Genomic DNA, 19,573 nt, shown 5'->3' with positions numbered 1-19,573 from the left:
CCATGAGCCACGACCTGCTGCTGAACCTGAAAGATCTCGCCTGCGGCTACGCCTCGCAGAAAGTGGTGCAGGACCTCGACCTGCACCTCAATGCCGGAGACATCGGCTGCCTGCTGGGTCCTTCGGGATGCGGCAAGACCACCACCCTGCGCGCCATCGCCGGCTTCGAACCGGTGCTGGCCGGGCAGATCGAGCTGGGCGGCGAAGTCATCTCGCGTCCCGGCTTCACCCTGGCGCCGGAGAAACGCCGGATCGGCATGGTGTTCCAGGACTACGCGCTGTTCCCCCATCTCAGCGTGGCCGACAATGTCGGCTTCGGCATCCGCAAGCATCCACAACGCGAGCGCCTGGTGCGCGAGCTTCTGGAGCTGGTCAAGCTCGACCACCTCGCCGCGCGCCACCCCCACGAACTCTCCGGCGGCCAGCAACAACGGGTGGCCCTGGCCCGCGCGCTGGCGCCCGAACCGCTGTTGCTGCTGCTCGACGAACCCTTCTCCAACCTCGACGTGGAACTGCGCCGCAGCCTCAGCCAGGAGGTTCGCGAGATCCTCAAGGCACGCGGCACCAGCGCGATCCTGGTGACCCACGACCAGGAAGAAGCCTTCGCCGTCTGCGACCACATCGGCGTGTTCAAGGAAGGTCACCTGGAACAGTGGGACACTCCCTACAACCTCTACCACGAGCCGCTGACGCCCTTCGTCGCCAGCTTCGTCGGCCAGGGCTACTTCATTCGCGGCCAGTTGCTCAGCCCCGATACGGTGCAGACCGAACTCGGCGTGATCCGCGGCAATCGCGCCTACAGCCTGCCTTCCGGCAGCGCGGTAGACGTCCTGCTGCGCCCGGACGACCTGGTGCACGCGCCGCAGGGCGAGCTGAAGGCGCGGATCGTCGGCAAGACCTTCCTCGGCGCCGCCACCCTGTACCGCCTGCAATTGCCCACCGGTACCCAGCTGGAATCGATCTTCCCCAGCCATGCCGACCACCAGCCGGGCGATGACGTCGGTATCCGCGTCGCCGCCGACCACCTGGTGGTGTTCGCCGCCCGGGGCAGCGTCGCCGCGCACCTCGCTCCCGTCCAGGCCTGATACCTCGGCGCCGTTCGGTCGGCGGCGCCTTTCCCTATCGACCGCATAGGTGGAGCCGGACGTCTCCAGCCCCTACAATCGCCCGACGATTCGAGGAGCCTGAACGATGCTGATGGTGATTTCCCCCGCCAAGACCCTGGACTACGAGACCCCGCCGGTCACCCACCGCTTCACCCAGCCGCAATACCTGGACCACGCCCAGGAACTGATCCAGCAACTGCGCCAGCTCACGCCGCTGCAGATCAGCGAACTGATGAAGCTTTCCGACAAGCTCGCCGGCCTGAATGCCGCTCGCTACGCCAGCTGGCATCCGGAGTTCACCCCGGAGAACGCCAAGCAGGCGTTGCTCGCCTTCAAGGGCGATGTCTACACCGGCCTCAACGCGGAAGACTTCGGCGAGGACGATTTCGCCTTCGCCCAGGATCACCTGCGCATGCTCTCCGGTCTCTACGGCGTGCTGCGCCCGCTCGACCTCATGCAGCCCTATCGACTGGAAATGGGCACCCGCCTGGCCAACGCCCGTGGCAAGGATCTCTACGCCTTCTGGGGCGAGCGTATCAGCCAGTGGCTGAACGAAGCGCTGGCCGCCCAGGGCGACGACGTTCTGCTCAACCTGGCCTCCAACGAGTACTTCGGCGCGGTGAAGCGCAAGGCGCTGCAAGCGCGGGTCATCGACACCGAGTTCAAGGACCTGAAGAACGGCCAGTACAAGATCATCAGCTTCTACGCCAAGAAGGCTCGCGGCATGATGGCTCGCTACGTGATCCGCGAGCGCCTGCGCGACCCGGCCGGGCTGAAGGACTTCAATGCCCACGGCTATTACTTCAGCGCCGAGCAGTCCGGCCCGGATCAGCTGGTATTCCTCAGGGACGCCCCGCAAGACTGACCTCCCCCGGCCCGCCGCCCTGGCGGGCCGCTCCTCTTTCGGCACGCCGACGCCTCCTGGCGCTGGAGCGTTCGTCCCTCCGAGGCTCTGCTGCGCCGTCTTTCTCCCCGGAAAAGCCCTTGTGGCGAATAGGCCTACTCAACCGTTCGTCTGCAAGTCATGCGGAACTGCATCACATTTTTCCACACCCAGCCCACCTGCTTTTTCCCAATTCGAGGCGGAAATGCCATCTCCGGCGTAATCCATTGGCCATTACCAGCCTCCCGCCATCACATGCAAATTACGATTGCAAAGTGCATGGGTCGAAGATTAAGGAATCCTTAAGGTTTGCTTAAGGCGGTAAAAGCGGCTTCTGTTTCATTCCGGTGACGCGGAACTTTCAGCCGCCATGCATTCTGCAACTAGTGGCCATTGGCAGGCATTTAACGGAAAGGCCATCAAGTTGGTATCAAGTGATATCAAACGGATATTTCCAAATATTTCGCGAGCGGGACAAACGGCCGGAACTTCCCTCGCAGAGAAAACATCCTATCACCGCGATGCCTATCGATAGTTATGGGCAGAGCAACTTGAAACCGTCTCGAATAATCGGACTCCGCTCCGAGGGACAAACTCAACCTGTTGAAATTAAAGGCCTTTAGAAACTTGAATTCTATGGACCGAACTAAAACGAAGCATCCAAGGTCGGGTTATGCACCGTTATTGAAACCCACCTGAAACATTAAAGGGCATGAACTTATAACTTGCCCTATTAGAGTGCCGAACAACTAAGCACTCTATTCGAAACTGCCTGAAGGCGGATCAAGGGCTCTGGATCGGGGCTCGTAGTAACGGCTCGCCAGATAGGGAAGTGGCCATACGGCCACCTCATTAACGGCGCGACAAACAATCGAGGTGAATGCGATGCGAATCAGCATCTTTGGTTTGGGCTATGTCGGTGCAGTATGTGCTGGCTGCCTGTCGGCACGCGGTCATGAAGTCATTGGTGTGGATGTCTCCAGCACCAAGATCGACCTGATCAACCAGGGCAAGTCGCCCATCGTCGAACCGGGCCTGGAAGCGTTGTTGCAGCAAGGCCGGCAGACCGGACGGCTGTCGGGCACCACCGACTTCAAGAAGGCCGTGCTGGACTCCGACGTATCGTTCATCTGCGTCGGCACGCCGAGCAAGAAGAACGGCGACCTGGACCTGGGCTACATCGAGACCGTCTGCCGCGAGATCGGCTTCGCCATCCGCGAGAAGTCCGAACGCCACACCGTGGTGGTGCGCAGCACCGTGCTGCCGGGCACCGTCAACAACGTGGTGATCCCGCTGATCGAGGACTGCTCGGGCAAGAAGGCCGGGGTCGACTTCGGCGTCGGCACCAACCCCGAATTCCTCCGCGAGAGCACCGCGATCAAGGACTACGACTTCCCGCCGATGACCGTGATCGGCGAACTGGACAAGCAGACCGGCGACCTTCTCGAGGAAATCTACCGCGAGCTGGACGCGCCGATCATCCGCAAGACCGTCGAGGTCGCCGAGATGATCAAGTACACCTGCAACGTCTGGCACGCCGCCAAGGTCACCTTCGCCAACGAGATCGGCAACATCGCCAAGGCGGTCGGCGTCGACGGCCGCGAGGTGATGGACGTGATCTGCCAGGACCACAAGCTCAACCTGTCGCGCTACTACATGCGTCCCGGCTTCGCCTTCGGCGGCTCCTGCCTGCCCAAGGATGTACGCGCCCTCACCTATCGCGCCAGCCAGCTGGACGTCGAGCACCCGATGCTCGGTTCGTTGATGCGCAGCAACTCCAACCAGGTGCAGAAGGCCTTCGATCTCATCACCAGCCACGACACCCGCAAGGTCGGCCTGCTCGGCCTGTCGTTCAAGGCCGGCACCGACGACCTGCGCGAAAGCCCGCTGGTGGAGCTGGCCGAGATGCTCATCGGCAAGGGCTACGAGCTGCGCATCTTCGACCGCAACGTCGAATACGCGCGTGTCCACGGGGCCAACAAGGAATACATCGAGTCGAAGATCCCGCACGTCTCCTCGCTGCTGGTCTCCGACCTCGACGAAGTGGTGGCGAGTTCCGATGTGCTGGTGCTGGGCAATGGCGACGAGCTGTTCGTCGACCTGGTGAACAAGACCCCGAGCGGCAAGAAGCTGGTCGACCTGGTGGGCTTCATGCCGCACACCACCACTGCCCAGGCCGAGGGCATCTGCTGGTAGCGGGCCGCCCCTGGCCCCGTGAGCCGGTAAAGAACCTCTTTATCGCCCTCGGACCGAAGGCCGTCTCCGCGGCGTGCGCCATAACAACAACAAGCGCACGCCGGCGTCGAGGCCAAGGTCCCCAGCCCGATGGAACTGATGATGGAAACTTACAAACGTGGCCTCGCCGAAGCCACCGGCTGGCTGGTGTTCCTCAGCCTGCTGATGGTGCTCGCGCTGGCAGTGCCGAAGACCGTGTTCGACGCCGACTCCAAGGATTTCATCCTGCTTATCGGCGCCGTCGGCATCTGGCGCTACTCCATGGGCGGCGTGCACTTCCTGCGCGGCATGCTGTTCCTCCACGTGGTCTACCCGTACTACCGCCGGCGCGTGCGCCAGTTGGGCAGCGCGGCCGACCCGTCGCACGTGTTCCTGATGGTCACCAGTTTCCGCATCGACGCCCTGACCACTGCCATGGTCTATCGCTCGGTGATCCGCGAAGCCATCGACAGCGGCTACCCGACCACCGTGGTCTGCTCCATCGTCGAGATGTCCGACGAGGTCCTGGTCCGTTCTCTGTGGGAGAAGATGAACCCGCCGGACCGGGTCAGCCTCGACTTCGTGCGGATTCCCGGCACCGGCAAGCGCGACGGCCTGGCCTATGGCTTCCGCGCGATTTCCCGGCACCTGCCGGACGACGACGCGGTGGTCGCGGTGATCGACGGCGACACCGTGCTCGACCACGGCGTGGTGAAGAAGACCGTGCCCTGGTTCAAGCTCTTCCCCAACGTCGGCGGCCTCACCACCAATGAATTCTGCGAAGTGCAGGGCGGCTACGTGATGAGCGAGTGGCACAAGCTGCGCTTCGCCCAGCGCCACATCAACATGTGCTCGATGGCCCTGTCCAAGCGCGTGCTGACCATGACCGGACGGATGTCGGTGTTCCGCGCCCGGGTGGTGACCAACCCCGAGTTCATCACCGACGTCGAGAACGACCACCTGGAGCACTGGCGCCTGGGTCGCTTCAAGTTCCTCACCGGTGACGACAAGTCCAGCTGGTTCAGCCTGATGCGCCTGGGCTACGACACCTTCTACGTGCCCGACGCGGCGATCAACACGGTAGAGCACCCGCCGGAGAAGAGCTTCATCAAGGCCAGCCGCAAGCTGATGTACCGCTGGTACGGCAACAACCTGCGGCAGAACTCGCGCGCGCTCAAGCTCGGCGCGCGGCGCCTGGGCTGGTTCACCATGCTGGTGCTGTTCGACCAGCGCGTCTCGATGTGGACCAGCCTGCTCGGCCTGGTGGTGGCGATCCTCGCCAGCCTCAAGTACAGCATCGCCTTCCTGCTGGTGTACCTGCTCTGGATCGGCCTCACCCGCCTGGTGCTGACCCTGCTCCTCTCGCTCTCCGGGCACCGCATCGGCCCGGCCTATCCGCTGATCCTCTATTACAACCAGATCGTCGGCGCGCTGGTGAAGATCTACGTGTTCTTCCGCCTCGACCGGCAGTCCTGGACCCGCCAGCCGACCAAGCTGGAGCGCGGCCTGGCCAGCTTCCAGCGCTGGTTCAACGCCTGGTCGTCGCGGGCCATGACCTTCTCTGCCGCCAGCATCTTCGTCGCCGTGCTGCTGACCATCGTATGACCACCGAATCGACTACGGACAACGCCAGGGCCCCGGCCCGCGCGCAAATCGACCCAGATTGGACCGAACAGGACCCGACACCATGAATACAGCCGTCAACGTCAACGTCGTGCACGAATCCGAAGCCCAGCGCCAGTTCGCCCGGGTCAAGCTGCCGGCGCGCATCCGCTACATCGGCGCCAACCGCGAAGGCGTCGACGCACGCCTGCTGGATCTCTCCGCCGGCGGCTTCGCCTTCACCGCGAGCGGCGCGCCGATCCAGCCCGGCGACCTGTACAAGGGCAAGCTGCTGTTCCAGGTCGACAGCATCAGCTTTTCCCTCGAAGTGGAGTTCCAGGTGCGCTCGGTGGACCCCGCCAGCCGCCGCGTCGGCTGCGAGTTCCAGAACCTCAAGCCGCGCGAGGTGGCGGCCCTGCGCTACCTGATCACCTCCTACCTGGCCGGCGAGGTGATCGGCGTCGGCGACATGCTCAATACCCTCCAGCGCGAGAACTTCACCAAGGCCCGCAAGCAGGGCGGCGGCAACGGCGGGATGGGCTTCTTCGGCCGGGTCCGGGCGGTGACCCTGAGCACCGCGATCTTCGTCGTCGGAGTCGGCGCCTTCGCCTTCATCCTCAACCAGATGTACAACCTGTACTTCGTCACCCATGCCGATTCCGGCGTGGTCAGCGTCCCCAACCAGCAGATCACCATGCCCCGCGAGGGCACCGTGCAGAGCCTTCTCGGGCCCAACGCGGAAGTCGCCAAAGGCGCGCCGATCGCCACCTTCTCGGCCAACCTGCTGGACATGCTCAAGGGCAACCTGACCGAGGAGCAGCTCAACCCGGGCAACATCGAGAAGCTCTTCGGCCACCAGATGAAAGGGACCCTGACCAGCCCCTGCGACTGCCGCGTGGTCCAGCAACTGGTAGCCGACGGGCAATACGCAAACAAGGGCCAGGTGATCTTCACCCTCGCCCCGCGCGACAGCGTGGCCAGCATCGAGGCGCGCTTCCCCTACCGCAACGCCGCCGAGCTGGCGCCGGGCACCCGGGTGAACTTCCAGGTCGCCGGCGACGGCGTCAACCGCAGCGGCCGCATCGTCAACACCGCGCCGGTGGACGGCGACCTGTCCTCGGAAATCCGCGTGCAGATCCAGCCCGACCAGCCGCTCGACGCCCAGTACGCCGGCCGCCCGGCCGAGGTCAGCATCGGCGGCCTCCCCGGCCGCACCCTGCTGAACAAGGCCGTGACCCTGGCCACCGCTCGCTGACCGGTACCCGACCATGAAGATGCCCATCCTCCCTCCCCTGCCCCTGGCGTCCCGGCACCTGCTGCTGGCCTCGGCCATCGCCCTGGCCGCCGGCTGCGCCGGGCTGCCCGACCAGCGCCTGGCCCAGGAGGCCCTGGAGCGCGGCGACCTCGCCACCGCCCAGAGCAACTACCAGGCCCTGGCCGCGATGGGTTACGCCGACGCCCAGGTCGGCCTCGCCGACATGCAGGTCGCCAGCGGCGACAGCGCCCAGCAGGCCAAGGCCGAAAAGCTCTACCGCGAGGCCGCGCAGACCTCGCCGCGGGCCCGCGCACGCCTTGGCAAGTGGCTGGCGGCCAAGCCCGGCGCCAGCGACGCCGAGCACCGCGAGGCCGAGCGCCTGCTCAGCCAGGCCTTCGAACAGGGCGAGGACAGTGCCCTGGTGCCGCTCATCGTGCTCTACCTGCAATACCCGCAGTCCTGGCCGGAAATCGACCCGCAGCAGCGCATCGACCAGTGGCGCGCGCGCGGACTGCCGCAGGCCGACCTGGCGCAGATCATCCTCTACCGCACCCAGGGCACCTACGCCCAGCACCTGGGCGAGATCGAGCAGGTCTGCCAGCGCTGGCTGCGGCGCATGGACGTGTGCTGGTACGAACTGGCCACGGTCTACCAGATGCAGGGCAACGCGGAAAAGCAGAAGGCCCTGCTCGAACAGCTGCGCGCCGCCTACAAGGCCGGCCGGGTGCCCGGCGAGCGAGTCGACTCGGTGGCCGGGGTGCTCGCCGACGGCGAACTCGGCCAACCCGACCCGCAGACCGCCCAGGCGCTGCTGGAAGAGATCGCGCCGAGCTACCCCGCGGCCTGGGTCAGCCTGGCCAAGCTGCTCTACGACTATCCCGACCAGGGCGACCTGGAAAAGATGCTCGGCTACCTGAAGAACGCCCAGGACGCCGCCCAGCCACGCGCCGAACTGCTCCTCGGGCGCCTCTACTACGACGGCAAGTGGGCGCCGCAGGACCCGCGCAAGGCCGAGCGGCACCTGCTCAAGGCCGCCGCCAGCGAACCCCAGGCCAACTACTACCTGGGGCAGATCTACCGCCGCGGCTTCCTCGGCAAGGTCTATCCGCAGAAGGCCGTCGACCACCTGATCCTCGCCGCCCGCGCCGGCCAGGCCAGCGCCGACATGGCCCTGGCCCAGCTCTGGTCGCAGGGCCGCGGCATCCAGCCGAACCGGGTCAACGCCTACGTCTTCGGCCAGCTCGCCGTGCAGCAGCAGGTACCGCAGGCCAGCGACCTGCTCGGGCAGATCGAAGCGCAACTGCCGCCGGCCGAACGCAGCCAGGCGCAGCAATTGCTCAAGCGCGAACAACAGAGCCGCGGCAACAACTGGCAGGCCACCGTCAGCCTGCTGCAGAGCCAGGACTCGCCGATCAACGAAGAAGAGCCAGAAAGCCTATGAACAGCTCCCGTTCCGTCAACCCGCGGCCGTCCTTCGCGCCGCGCGCCCTGTCCCTGGCCATCGCCCTGCTGCTCGGCGCGCCGGCGTTCGCCGCCGGCAGCGGCGAGGCACCGAAGAACTTCGGCCTGGACGTGAAGATCACCGGCGAATCGGAAAACGATCGCGACCTCGGCACCGCTCCCGGCGGCACCCTCAACGACATCGGTATCGACCTGCGGCCCTGGGCCTTCGGCCAGTGGGGCGACTGGAGCGCCTACTTCATGGGCCAGGCGGTGGCCGCCACCGACACCATCGAGACCGACACCCTGCAATCGGACACCGACGACGGCAACAACAGCCGCAACGACGGTCGCGAGCCGGACAAGAGCTACCTCGCCGCACGCGAATTCTGGGTCGACTACGCCGGCCTCACCGCCTACCCCGGCGAGCACCTGCGCTTCGGCCGCCAGCGCCTGCGGGAAGACAGCGGCCAGTGGCAGGACACCAACATCGAGGCGCTGAACTGGAGCTTCGAGACCACCCTGCTCAACGCCCATGCCGGGGTCGCCCAGCGTTTCAGCGAATACCGCACCGACCTCGACGAACTGGCCCCGGAGGACAAGGACCGCACCCATGTGTTCGGCGACATCTCCACCCAGTGGGCGCCGCACCACCGCATCGGCGTGCGCATCCACCACGCCGACGACAGCGGCCACCTGCGCCGCCCCGGCGAGGAAGTCGACAACCTCGACAAGACCTATACCGGCCAGCTCACCTGGCTCGGCATCGAGGCTACCGGCGATGCCTACAACTATCGTTCGAGCATGCCGCTGAACTACTGGGCCAGCGCCACCTGGCTGACCGGCGACCGCGACAACCTGACCACCACCACGGTCGACGACCGGCGCATCGCCACCGGCAAGCAGAGCGGCGACGTCAATGCCTTCGGCGTCGACCTCGGCCTGCGCTGGAACATCGACGAGCAATGGAAGGCCGGCGTCGGCTACGCCCGCGGCAGCGGCGGTGGCAAGGACGGCGAGGAGCAGTTCCAGCAGACCGGGCTGGAGAGCAATCGCTCCAACTTCACCGGCACCCGCTCGCGCGTGCACCGCTTCGGCGAAGCCTTCCGCGGCGAACTGAGCAACCTCCAGGCAGCCACCCTGTTCGGCTCCTGGCAACTGCGCGAGGACTACGACGCGAGCCTGGTCTACCACAAGTTCTGGCGCGTCGACGACGACTCCGACATCGGCACCAGCGGCATCAACGCCGCCCTGCAACCGGGCGAGAAGGACATCGGCCAGGAACTCGACCTGGTGGTGACCAAGTACTTCAAGCAAGGCCTGCTGCCGGCCTCGATGAGCCAGTACGTCGACGAGCCCTCGGCGCTGATCCGCTTCCGCGGCGGCCTGTTCAAGCCGGGCGACGCCTACGGGCCGGGCACCGACTCGACCATGCACCGCGCCTTCGTCGACTTCATCTGGCGCTTCTGAGCCCCGCGAGGAAACCGGACATGCCCGACATTTCCCTTTCGATCCCCCGCCGCCGGCTCCCGCGCCTGCGCCCGCTGGCCGCGGCAGTGCTCGGCGCGGTGCTGCTGCACGGCCAGGCGTGGGCGGCGCAGCCGGTGGAGAAACCGCAGCCGGTCCCGGCGCAGGCCGGCAACGAGCCGGGCCTGACCCAGGGCCTGAAGGAAACCGGCAACTACACGGTGACCACCGCGCCGGCCGAACCGTTGCACCTGGACCCGCCGAAACTGCCCGACCTCTCCGGCTACACCGCCGCCGCGGTGGAAGCCAAGATCGTGCGCAAGCCGGGTGGCCGCGCCAGCGTGCAGCGGATGGTCCAGCAGCAGCCGCTGAAGGAGTTCACCGGTGGCAGCAACCGCCTCGCCGAATGGGTCAAGCGCCAGCGCCAGATGCCCCAGGCGATCTTCATCGAAGGCGGCTACGTGAACCTCGCCCAGCTCGCCGGCAAGCTTCCCGCCAGCGCGCTGGAACAGGTCGAGCCGGGGGTGTTCGTCGCCCGCCTGCCTATCGTGGTCAGCCAGGGCGCGACCCTCGACATCGACAAGCAGGTCAAGGAACTGCGCCTGTCCCAGGAGCGCGGCGCGTTCCTGGTCAACGACGGCATGCTGTTCGTCCGCGACAGCAAGGTCACCGGCTGGAGCGAATCGAAGAAGGAGCCGGCCTGGTTCAAGACGCCCAACGAGTTCCGTCCGTTCCTGATCTCCTGGGGCGGCGCCGAGGTGTACCTGAGCAACAGCACCTTCACCAGCTTCGGCTACAACGCCTCCAAGGCCTACGGCATCTCCATCTCGCAGTACAGCCCGGGCATGGACAAGCAGATGAAGCGCCCGCGCCCCAAGGGCTGGGTGATCGACTCGACCATCGTCGACAGCTGGTACGGCTTCTATTGCTACGAGGCCGACGACCTGGTGGTGAAGGGCAACACCTACCGCGACAACATCGTCTACGGCATCGACCCGCACGACCGTTCGCACCGCCTGATCATCGCCGACAACACCGTCCACGGGACCAGGAAGAAGCACGGCATCATCGTCTCGCGGGAAGTCAACGACAGCTTCATCTTCAACAACCGCAGCTACGAGAACAAGCTTTCCGGGATCGTCCTCGACCGTAACAGCGAGGGCAACCTGGTGGCCTACAACGAGGTCTATCGCAACCATTCCGACGGCATCACCCTCTACGAGAGCGGCGACAACCTGCTCTGGGGCAACCAGGTCCTGGCCAACCGCCGCCACGGCATCCGCGTGCGCAACAGCGTGAACATCCGCCTCTACGAAAACCTCGCGGCGGGCAACCAGCTGATCGGCGTGTACGGCCACATCAAGGACCTCACCAACACCGACCGCAACATCGCCCTCGACCCGTTCGACACCAAGGTCTCGCTGATCGTGGTCGGCGGCAAGCTCGCCGGCAACGGCTCCGGCCCGCTCTCGGTGGATTCGCCGCTGAGCCTCGAACTGTACCGGGTGGCGATGCTCGCCCCGACCAAATCCTCCGGCATCAGCCTGCCCGGCGTTCTCGGCGAGAAGCAGGACCAGATCCTCGACCTGCTGGTGCGCCAGGACAAGGCGGTGCTGATCGATCCCGTGGAAAGCCAGGCCGAACTCCAGGACTGAGGACCCAGACGCATGAAAACCCGCACTTCCCGACTGTTCCGCCTGAGCGCCCTGGCCGCCGGCCTCTGCCTGGCCCAGGCAGCCCTCGCCGCCGACCCCGGCGCGGCGCCGAGCTACCAGGCGCTGCCGGCCGGCAACCTGTGCCCGGCCGCCGCCGACGACTCGCGCTACAACACCAAGTACCTGGGCTTCTTCACCCACCTGGTGCAGGCCCAGGATGACTGGCTGTTCCGCACCACCTACGACCTGCGTACCGACTTCGGCACCAGCGCCGAAGGCTGGCGCGAACTCCGCGCACTGCGCGACGAACTCAAGCGCAAGGGCATCGAGCTGGTGGTGGTCTACCAGCCAACCCGCGGCCTGGTGAACCGCGAGAAGCTCAGCCCGGCGGAAAAGGCCGGCTTCGACTACGAGCTGGCGAAGAAGAACTACCTGGCGACCATCGCCCGCTTCCGCCAGGCCGGCATCTGGACCCCGGACTTCTCGCCGCTGTTCGACGAGAAGGAGGAGCACGCCTACTACTTCAAGGGCGACCACCACTGGACTCCCCATGGCGCCCGGCGCAGCGCGAAGATCGTGGCCGAGACGCTGAAGCAGGTGCCCGGCTTCGAGGAGATCCCGAAGAAGCAGTTCGAAAGCAAGCGCGTCGGCCTGCTGTCCAAGCTCGGCACCTTCCACAAGGCCGCCGCGCAACTCTGCGGCAACAGCTACGCCACCCAGTACGTCGACCGCTTCGAGACCGAGCCGGTGGGCGCCAGCGACAGCGGCGACCTGTTCGGCGACGGCGGCAACCCGCAGATTGCCCTGGTCGGCACCTCCAACAGCGGCCCGGCCTACAACTTCGCCGGCTTCCTGGAGGAGTTCAGCGGCGCCGACATCCTCAACAACGCGGTGTCCGGCGGCGGCTTCGACAGTTCGCTGCTGGCGTACATGACCAGCGAGGAATTCCACAAGAACCCGCCGAAGATCCTCATCTGGGAATTCGCCACCCACTACGACATGGCGCAGAAGAGCTTCTACCGCCAGGCCATGCCGCTGGTGGACAACGGCTGCTCCGGCCGGAAGACCGTGCTCAGCCGCAAGGTCAAGCTGCGCCAGGGCCGCAACGAGGTGCTGCTGAACAGCGCCGCGCTACCGATCCGCAGCGGCAGCTACGTCGCCGACGTGACCTACAGCGACCCTTCGGTACACGAGTTGAAGAACACCATCTGGTACATGAACGGCCGCCGCGAGCAGTTGAAGATCGAGCAGTCGAAAGCCGTCGATACCGGCGGCCGCTACGTCTTCCAGCTGCGCAACGACAGCGACTGGGCCGACCAGCAGTTCCTTTCCCTGGAAATCGAAGCGCCGGAGGACATGCCCCAGGGCCTGGAGGTCCAGGCCAGCATCTGCCAGGCGGCGCCCGCCAAGGCCAGCCAGTCGGTGGCCGGGAGGTAAACGATGAAAACGTCCCACCTGATCCGTATCGCCCTGCCCGGCGCCCTCGCCGCGGCATTGCTCGCCAGCCAGGTCAGCCAGGCCGCCGACCTGGTACCCCCGCCCGGCTACTACGCGGCGGTCGGCGAGCGCAAGGGCAGCGCCGGCAGTTGCCCCGCGGTGCCGCCGCCGTATACCGGCAGCCTGGTCTTCACCAGCAAGTACGAAGGCTCCGATTCGGCGCGGGCGACCCTCAACGTCAAGGCGGAGAAGACCTTCCGCTCGCAGATCAAGGACATCACCGACATGGAGCGCGGCGCCACCAAGCTGGTCACCCAGTACATGCGCAGCGGCCGCGACGGCGACCTGGCCTGCGCACTGAACTGGATGAGCGCCTGGGCCCGCGCCGGCGCCCTGCAGAGCGACGACTTCAACCACACCGGCAAGTCCATGCGCAAATGGGCGCTGGGCAGCCTCTCCGGCGCCTACATGCGCCTGAAGTTCTCCAGCTCGCGGCCGCTCGCGGCCCACGCCGAGCAGAGCCGGGAAATCGAGGACTGGTTCGCCCGGCTCGGCACCCAGGTAGTCCGCGACTGGAGCGGCCTGCCGCTGAAGAAGATCAACAACCATTCCTACTGGGCGGCCTGGTCGGTGATGTCCACCGCGGTGGTGACCAACCGCCGCGACCTCTTCGACTGGGCGGTGAGCGAGTTCAAGGTCGCCGCCAACCAGGTCGACGAGCAGGGCTTCCTGCCCAACGAACTCAAGCGCCGCCAGCGCGCCCTCGCCTACCACAACTATGCGCTGCCGCCGCTGGCGATGATCGCCGCGTTCGCCCAGGTCAACGGCGTCGACCTGCGCCAGGAGAACCACGGCGCCCTGCAGCGCCTGGCCGAGCGGGTGATGAAGGGGGTCGACGACGAGGAAACCTTCGAGGAGAAGACCGGCGAGGACCAGGACATGACCGACCTCAAGGTCGACAACAAGTACGCCTGGCTGGAGCCCTACTGCGCCCTCTACCGCTGCGAGCCGAAGATGCTCGAGGCGAAGAAGGACCGCGAGCCGTTCAACAGCTTCCGCCTCGGCGGCGAAGTGACGCGGGTGTTCAGCCGCGAAGGGGGAAGTTGAGGGCGTGGCGGGAAGCGGGCGCACAGGCCGGGGGCCACGCGCCCCTCTGCCCCGCTCGCCGACCAGGCGTCCCACCAGGCGCCACACCCCGACCCATGCGCGACAGACGCGGGCGGGCGCAACACCTTAGGCAACACCACGGGGAGGAAAACGGCGGGTCGTCCCACCTTTCCTCGAGCGCTCCAGGGCGCGGAAAGGCAGGGCCGACCTGAATGGTTGACGCTCTAGAGAGAGAGACGGCATGGTCTTTTCTTCAAACGTGTTCCTGTTCCTGTTCCTGCCGGTCTTTCTCGGCCTGTACTACCTGAGCGGCGAACGTTACCGGAACCTGCTGCTGCTGATCGCCAGCTACGTGTTCTACGCCTGGTGGCGGGTGGACTTCCTCCTGCTGTTCGCCGGGGTCACCGTCTTCAACTACTGGATCGGCCTGCGCATCGGCGCCGCCGGCGTACGCACCAGGGCCGCGCAACGCTGGCTGATCCTCGGCGTGGTGGTCGACCTCTGCGTGCTCGGCTACTTCAAGTACGCCAACTTCGGCGTCGACAGCCTCAACGAGATCATCACCTCGTTCGGCATGCAGCCGTTCGTGCTGACCCACATCCTGCTGCCGATCGGCATCTCCTTCTACACCTTCGAGTCGATCAGCTACATCATCGACGTCTACCGCGGCGATACCCCGGCGACCCACAACCTGATCGACTTCGCCGCCTTCGTCGCGATCTTCCCGCACCTGATCGCCGGCCCGGTGCTGCGCTTCAAGGACCTGGTCGACCAGTTCAACCACCGCACCCACACCGTCGACAAGTTCGCCGAAGGCTGCACCCGCTTCATGCAGGGCTTCGTCAAGAAGGTGTTCATCGCCGACACCCTGGCCGCCCTCGCCGACCACTGCTTCGCCCTGCAGAACCCGACCACCGGCGACGCCTGGCTCGGCGCCCTGGCCTACACCGCGCAGCTCTACTTCGACTTCTCCGGCTACAGCGACATGGCCATCGGCCTCGGCCTGATGATGGGCTTCCGCTTCATGGAGAACTTCAACCAGCCCTACATCAGCCAGTCGATCACCGAGTTCTGGCGGCGCTGGCACATCAGCCTGTCGACCTGGCTGCGCGACTACCTCTACATCAGCCTGGGCGGCAACCGCGGCAGCACCTTCCAGACCTACCGCAACCTGTTCCTGACCATGCTCCTCGGCGGCCTGTGGCACGGCGCCAACTTCACCTACATCATCTGGGGCGCCTGGCACGGCATGTGGCTGGCGATCGAGCGGGCCCTCGGGGTGAACGCCGCGCCGCGCGTGCTCAACCCGTTGAAGTGGGCGTTCACCTTCCTCCTGGTGGTGATCGGCTGGGTGATCTTCCGCGCCGAGAACCTGCAGGTCGCCTGGCGCATGTACGAAGCCATGTTCAGCTTCGGCACCTGGCAGCTCTCCGAACTGAACCGCGCCAGCCTCACCGGCCTGCAGGTCGGCACCCTGGTCCTGGCCTACCTGGTGCTGGCGTTCTTCGGCCTGCGCCAGTTCTACAACCAGCCATTGCAGACCAAGGCGCCCAAGGCCGCGGCGAACAGCGACGAAGTGGCCGCCGACGGCCCGGCCAGTGCCCAGCCGCGCGCCCCGCGCGAGGCCGCCGGCGACCCGGCGGCGATCGCCTACTCGCCGAGCGGCGCGCTGGTCTACCAGCCGAGCTGGCTCAGCCAGTTGCCCGTCCTGGCCACCCGCCTGGCGCTGCTCCTGCTGTTCGCCGCCTCGGTGCTGAAGCTCTCCGCGCAGAGCTACTCGCCATTCCTCTACTTCCAGTTCTGAGCGAGGCCCACGCCATGACACAGAGCATTTCCCGCCCCCTGCAATACGCCTATATCGCCGCCTTCGGCGGGCTGCTGCTGGGGCTCGCCGGATGGTCGCTGAAGAGCGTGCCGGGCTTCTCCGCCGCGGCCGATACGCCACTGCTCAACGGCAAGCTGGCGCACGCCTTCGAAGCCCACTACGACAAGGAATTCCCGATCAAGCGCCTGGGCACCAACCTCTGGGCCGCACTCGACTACACGCTGTTCCACGAAGGCCGCCCCGGCGTGGTGATCGGCAAGGACGGCTGGCTGTTCACCGACGAAGAGTTCAAGCCGGCGCCGAGCGGCCAGCAACTGGAAGACAACTGGGCACTGGTGCGCGGCGTGCAGCGCGAGCTGAACCGGCGCGGCGTCAAGCTGGTGCTCGCGGTGATCCCGGCCAAGGCCCGCCTGTATCCCGAGCACATCGGCCGCGAGCAGCCGGCCGCGCTGCACGACAGCCTCTACCAGGACTTCCTGGCCCGCGCCCGCGCCGCCGGCATCGACAGTCCCGACCTGCTCGGCAGCCTGCGCCAGGCCAAGGACAACGGCGCGGTGTTCCTGCGCACCGACACCCACTGGTCGCCGCTCGGCGCGGAAACCGTGGCCCAGCGCCTCGGCGCGGATATCCGCGAGACGCACCTGCTGGATGTGCCGGCGCAGAACTTCGTCACCCGCGTCGGCGAAGAACGCACGCACAAGGGCGACCTGCTCAGCTTCCTGCCGCTCGACCCGCTGTTCGACGAACTGCTGCCGCGTCCGGAGCAGTTGCAGCAACGCACCACCGAAGCCGCGCCGGCACTGCCGGGCGGCCAGCAGTCCGGCGCGGGCGACGACCTCTTCGGCGATAGCCAGCAACCGCGCCTGGCGCTGGTCGGCACCAGCTACAGCGCCAACCCCAGGTGGAACTTCGAGGGCGCGCTGAAACAGGCGCTGTCCGCCGACCTGATCAATTACGCGAAGGAAGGCAAGGGCCCCCTCGAACCGATGCTGGAACTGCTGCAGGACGAAGGCTTCCGCAAGGACCCGCCGCAACTGCTGGTCTGGGAGTTTCCCGAGCGCTACCTGCCGATGGCCAGCGACCTCAGCCAGTTCGACGCCGACTGGGTCGCCCAGCTGAAGGCCAGTGGCGGCCGCGACGAGCGCCTGGCCGCCAGCCGCAACGATTGAACGAACACAGCCAAGGCTGTTTACCCACGGGGCCGAGCGCCCCGCTGAAGAAGAAGCAACGGAGGAATACCCATGAACCCGATGACCCGCCGCCACACCTGGACCCGCCTGGCCTGCGCACTTTCCCTCGGCGTCGCCGCATTCGCCGCGCAGGCCGACGAGGGCGCCCTGTACGGGCCCCAGGCACCCAAGGGCTCGGCCTTCGTCCGCGCCTACAACGCCGGCAACAGCGAACTCGACGTGTCGGTCGGCAGCACCAGCCTGAACGACGTCGCGCCGCTCGGTTCCAGCGACTTCAAGTTCCTCCCCCCCGGCAGCTACACCGCCCAGGTCGGCCAGCAGAGCCTGCCGGTCAAGCTCGACCCGGACAGCTACTACACCCTGGTCAGCCAGCCCGGCGGCAAGCCGCAGCTGGTGGCCGAGCCGCCGTTCAAGAACAAGCAGAAGGCGCTGGTGCGGGTGCAGAACCTCAGCGGCTCGAAGCTGACCCTGAAGACCGCCGACGGCAAGACCGACGTGGTCAAGGACGTCGGCCCGCAAAGCCACGGCGACCGCGAGATCAACCCGGTGAAGGTGAACCTGGCGCTGTTCGACGGCAGCAAGAAGGTCAGCGACCTGAAGCCGGTCACCCTGGCCCGCGGCGAGGTGGTCTGCCTGTATGTCACCGGCAGCGGCGGCAAGCTCGCGCCGGTCTGGGTCAAGCGCCCGGTGAAGGCCGACTGAGACCGACCGGGAGGGGCTCGCCCCTCCCGGCATTCCACACAACAAGACCGGCCCGACACCGGCGCACCAACCGTCAGCGCTCCCGCAGAAGGAGCGCACTGGAGAGGTCACCCGGGGCTCCGTGGAGCCCGGTAACGAGACATCCCGCCGCGCGGCGGGATCCCTAGACAGACGCATCGCTTCAAGGAGAAACAACATGATCCCAGTAATCCTTTCCGGTGGCAGCGGCTCGCGACTCTGGCCTCTTTCCCGCAAGCAGTACCCCAAGCAGTTCCTCGCCCTTACCGGCGACGACACCCTGTTCCAGCAGACCATCAAGCGCCTGGCCTTCGACGGCATGCAGGCGCCGCTGCTGGTGTGCAACAAGGAGCACCGCTTCATCGTCCAGGAACAGCTGGAGGCACAGAACCTGGCGAGCCAGGCGATCCTCCTCGAACCCTTCGGCCGCAACACGGCGCCGGCGGTGGCCATCGCCGCGATGAAACTGGTCGCCGAAGGCCGCGACGAACTGCTGCTGATCCTTCCCGCCGACCACGTGATCGAGGACCAGCGCGCCTTCCAGCAGGCCCTGGCGCTGGCCACCAACGCCGCCGAAAAGGGCGAGATGGTGCTCTTCGGCATTCCCGCCAGCCGCCCCGAGACCGGCTACGGCTACATCCGCGCGAGCGCCGATGCGCAACTGCCGGAAGGCGTCAGCCGGGTGCAGAGCTTCGTCGAGAAGCCCGACGAAGCCCGCGCCCGCGAGTTCGTCGCCGCCGGCGGCTACTACTGGAACAGCGGCATGTTCCTGTTCCGCGCCAGCCGCTACCTGGAAGAACTGAAGAAGCACGACGCCGACATCTACGACACCTGCCTGCTGGCCCTGGAGCGCAGCCAGCACGACGGCGACCTGGTGAACATCGACGCCGCCACCTTCGAATGCTGCCCGGACAACTCCATCGACTACGCAGTGATGGAGAAGACCTCACGCGCCTGCGTGGTGCCGCTGTCCGCCGGCTGGAACGATGTCGGCAGCTGGTCGTCGATCTGGGACGTGCACGCCAAGGACGCCAACGGCAACGTCACCAAGGGCGACGTGCTGGTCCACGACAGCCACAACTGCCTGGTGCACGGCAACGGCAAGCTGGTCTCGGTGATCGGCCTGGAGGACATCGTGGTGGTGGAAACCAAGGACGCCATGATGATCGCCCACAAGGACCGGGTGCAGGACGTCAAGCACGTGGTCAAGGACCTCGACGCCCAGGGCCGCAGCGAGACCCAGAACCACTGCGAGGTCTACCGTCCGTGGGGCTCCTACGACTCGGTGGACATGGGCGGCCGCTTCCAGGTCAAGCACATCACCGTGAAGCCCGGCGCGCGCCTCTCGCTGCAGATGCACCACCACCGCGCCGAGCACTGGATCGTGGTTTCCGGGACCGCCCAGGTGACCTGCGACGACAAGACCTTCCTGCTCACCGAGAACCAGTCGACCTACATCCCGATCGCCTCCGTGCACCGCCTGGCCAACCCCGGCAAGATCCCGCTGGAGATCATCGAGGTGCAGTCCGGCAGCTACCTCGGCGAGGACGACATCGAGCGCCTGGAAGACGTCTACGGGCGCACCGCAGAACCGGCCCTGCAAGTGGTCGCCGGCAGCCGCTGAAGCGTCGACCCGGCCCCCTGGCGGAGCGATCCGCCAGGGGGTTGTTTT

14 protein-coding genes are annotated in these 19,573 nt (G+C 66.3%); all 14 read left to right on the top strand.

Translation table 11 applies throughout. The features are described from left to right. Positions 1 to 2: 2 nt before the first annotated feature. The 14 genes from M6E97_RS03775 to M6E97_RS03710 all read left to right on the top strand — a co-directional run bounded on the left by M6E97_RS03775 (position 3) and on the right by M6E97_RS03710 (position 19,525). Positions 3 to 1,085, top strand: a complete 1,083-nt coding sequence (locus tag M6E97_RS03775) for an ABC transporter ATP-binding protein (protein ID WP_003092092.1) — start codon at positions 3 to 5, stop codon at positions 1,083 to 1,085. 106 nt (positions 1,086 to 1,191) lie between these two features. Continuing rightward, on the top strand, positions 1,192 to 1,971 hold the full coding sequence (gene yaaA / locus M6E97_RS03770) for a peroxide stress protein YaaA (protein WP_003092094.1): 780 nt from the start codon (positions 1,192 to 1,194) through the stop codon (positions 1,969 to 1,971). Positions 1,972 to 2,874: 903 nt separating this feature from the next. Beyond that, positions 2,875 to 4,185: a GDP-mannose 6-dehydrogenase gene (gene algD / locus M6E97_RS03765; protein ID WP_003110461.1), complete on the top strand. Its 1,311-nt coding sequence runs from the start codon at positions 2,875 to 2,877 to the stop codon at positions 4,183 to 4,185. A gap of 138 nt (positions 4,186 to 4,323) precedes the next feature. Then, a complete protein-coding gene (gene alg8, locus M6E97_RS03760; protein ID WP_003119545.1) occupies positions 4,324 to 5,808 on the top strand; it encodes a mannuronan synthase in 1,485 nt (494 codons plus the stop codon). 82 nt (positions 5,809 to 5,890) lie between these two features. Beyond that, positions 5,891 to 7,060 (top strand): alginate biosynthesis protein Alg44, encoded by a 1,170-nt coding sequence (gene alg44 / locus M6E97_RS03755; RefSeq protein ID WP_003092101.1) that lies wholly within the window; start codon positions 5,891 to 5,893, stop codon positions 7,058 to 7,060. A gap of 13 nt (positions 7,061 to 7,073) precedes the next feature. After that, the gene (algK, locus tag M6E97_RS03750) at positions 7,074 to 8,501 is read left to right on the top strand and encodes an alginate biosynthesis TPR repeat lipoprotein AlgK (RefSeq protein WP_003110463.1); all 1,428 of its coding nucleotides are present in this window, start codon (positions 7,074 to 7,076) and stop codon (positions 8,499 to 8,501) included. Beyond that, positions 8,498 to 9,970, top strand: a complete 1,473-nt coding sequence (gene algE / locus M6E97_RS03745; RefSeq protein ID WP_003110464.1) for an outer membrane porin AlgE — start codon at positions 8,498 to 8,500, stop codon at positions 9,968 to 9,970. Before algK ends, algE begins: the two co-directional genes overlap by 4 nt. Positions 9,971 to 9,990: 20 nt before the next feature. Continuing rightward, complete coding sequence (gene algG / locus M6E97_RS03740; protein WP_003110465.1) at positions 9,991 to 11,622, top strand: mannuronan 5-epimerase AlgG; 1,632 nt, start codon at positions 9,991 to 9,993, stop codon at positions 11,620 to 11,622. A gap of 12 nt (positions 11,623 to 11,634) precedes the next feature. Next, a complete protein-coding gene (gene algX / locus M6E97_RS03735) occupies positions 11,635 to 13,059 on the top strand; it encodes an alginate biosynthesis protein AlgX (RefSeq protein WP_003092107.1) in 1,425 nt (474 codons plus the stop codon). A gap of 3 nt (positions 13,060 to 13,062) precedes the next feature. Beyond that, entirely contained in the window at positions 13,063 to 14,166 is a 1,104-nt protein-coding gene (gene algL / locus M6E97_RS03730; protein WP_003092108.1) for an alginate biosynthesis protein AlgL, read from the top strand. Positions 14,167 to 14,407: 241 nt separating this feature from the next. Continuing rightward, positions 14,408 to 15,970 carry an MBOAT family O-acyltransferase gene (locus M6E97_RS03725; RefSeq protein WP_003110467.1) on the top strand — a complete coding sequence of 521 codons (1,563 nt, stop codon included), beginning with the start codon at positions 14,408 to 14,410 and terminating at the stop codon, positions 15,968 to 15,970. 14 nt (positions 15,971 to 15,984) lie between these two features. Next, a complete protein-coding gene (gene algJ / locus M6E97_RS03720; protein ID WP_033939508.1) occupies positions 15,985 to 17,160 on the top strand; it encodes an alginate O-acetyltransferase in 1,176 nt (391 codons plus the stop codon). Positions 17,161 to 17,232: 72 nt separating this feature from the next. Then, the gene (gene algF / locus M6E97_RS03715; protein ID WP_003092112.1) at positions 17,233 to 17,883 is read left to right on the top strand and encodes an alginate O-acetyltransferase AlgF; all 651 of its coding nucleotides are present in this window, start codon (positions 17,233 to 17,235) and stop codon (positions 17,881 to 17,883) included. Positions 17,884 to 18,079: 196 nt separating this feature from the next. After that, on the top strand, positions 18,080 to 19,525 hold the full coding sequence (locus M6E97_RS03710; RefSeq protein WP_003092113.1) for a mannose-1-phosphate guanylyltransferase/mannose-6-phosphate isomerase: 1,446 nt from the start codon (positions 18,080 to 18,082) through the stop codon (positions 19,523 to 19,525). Positions 19,526 to 19,573: the final 48 nt, after the last annotated feature.

The organism is Pseudomonas sp. B111 (assembly GCF_026428275.1).
Classification (GTDB): Bacteria; Pseudomonadota; Gammaproteobacteria; order Pseudomonadales; family Pseudomonadaceae; genus Pseudomonas; species Pseudomonas aeruginosa.
This window is presented reverse-complemented; position numbering and strand designations above follow the sequence as displayed.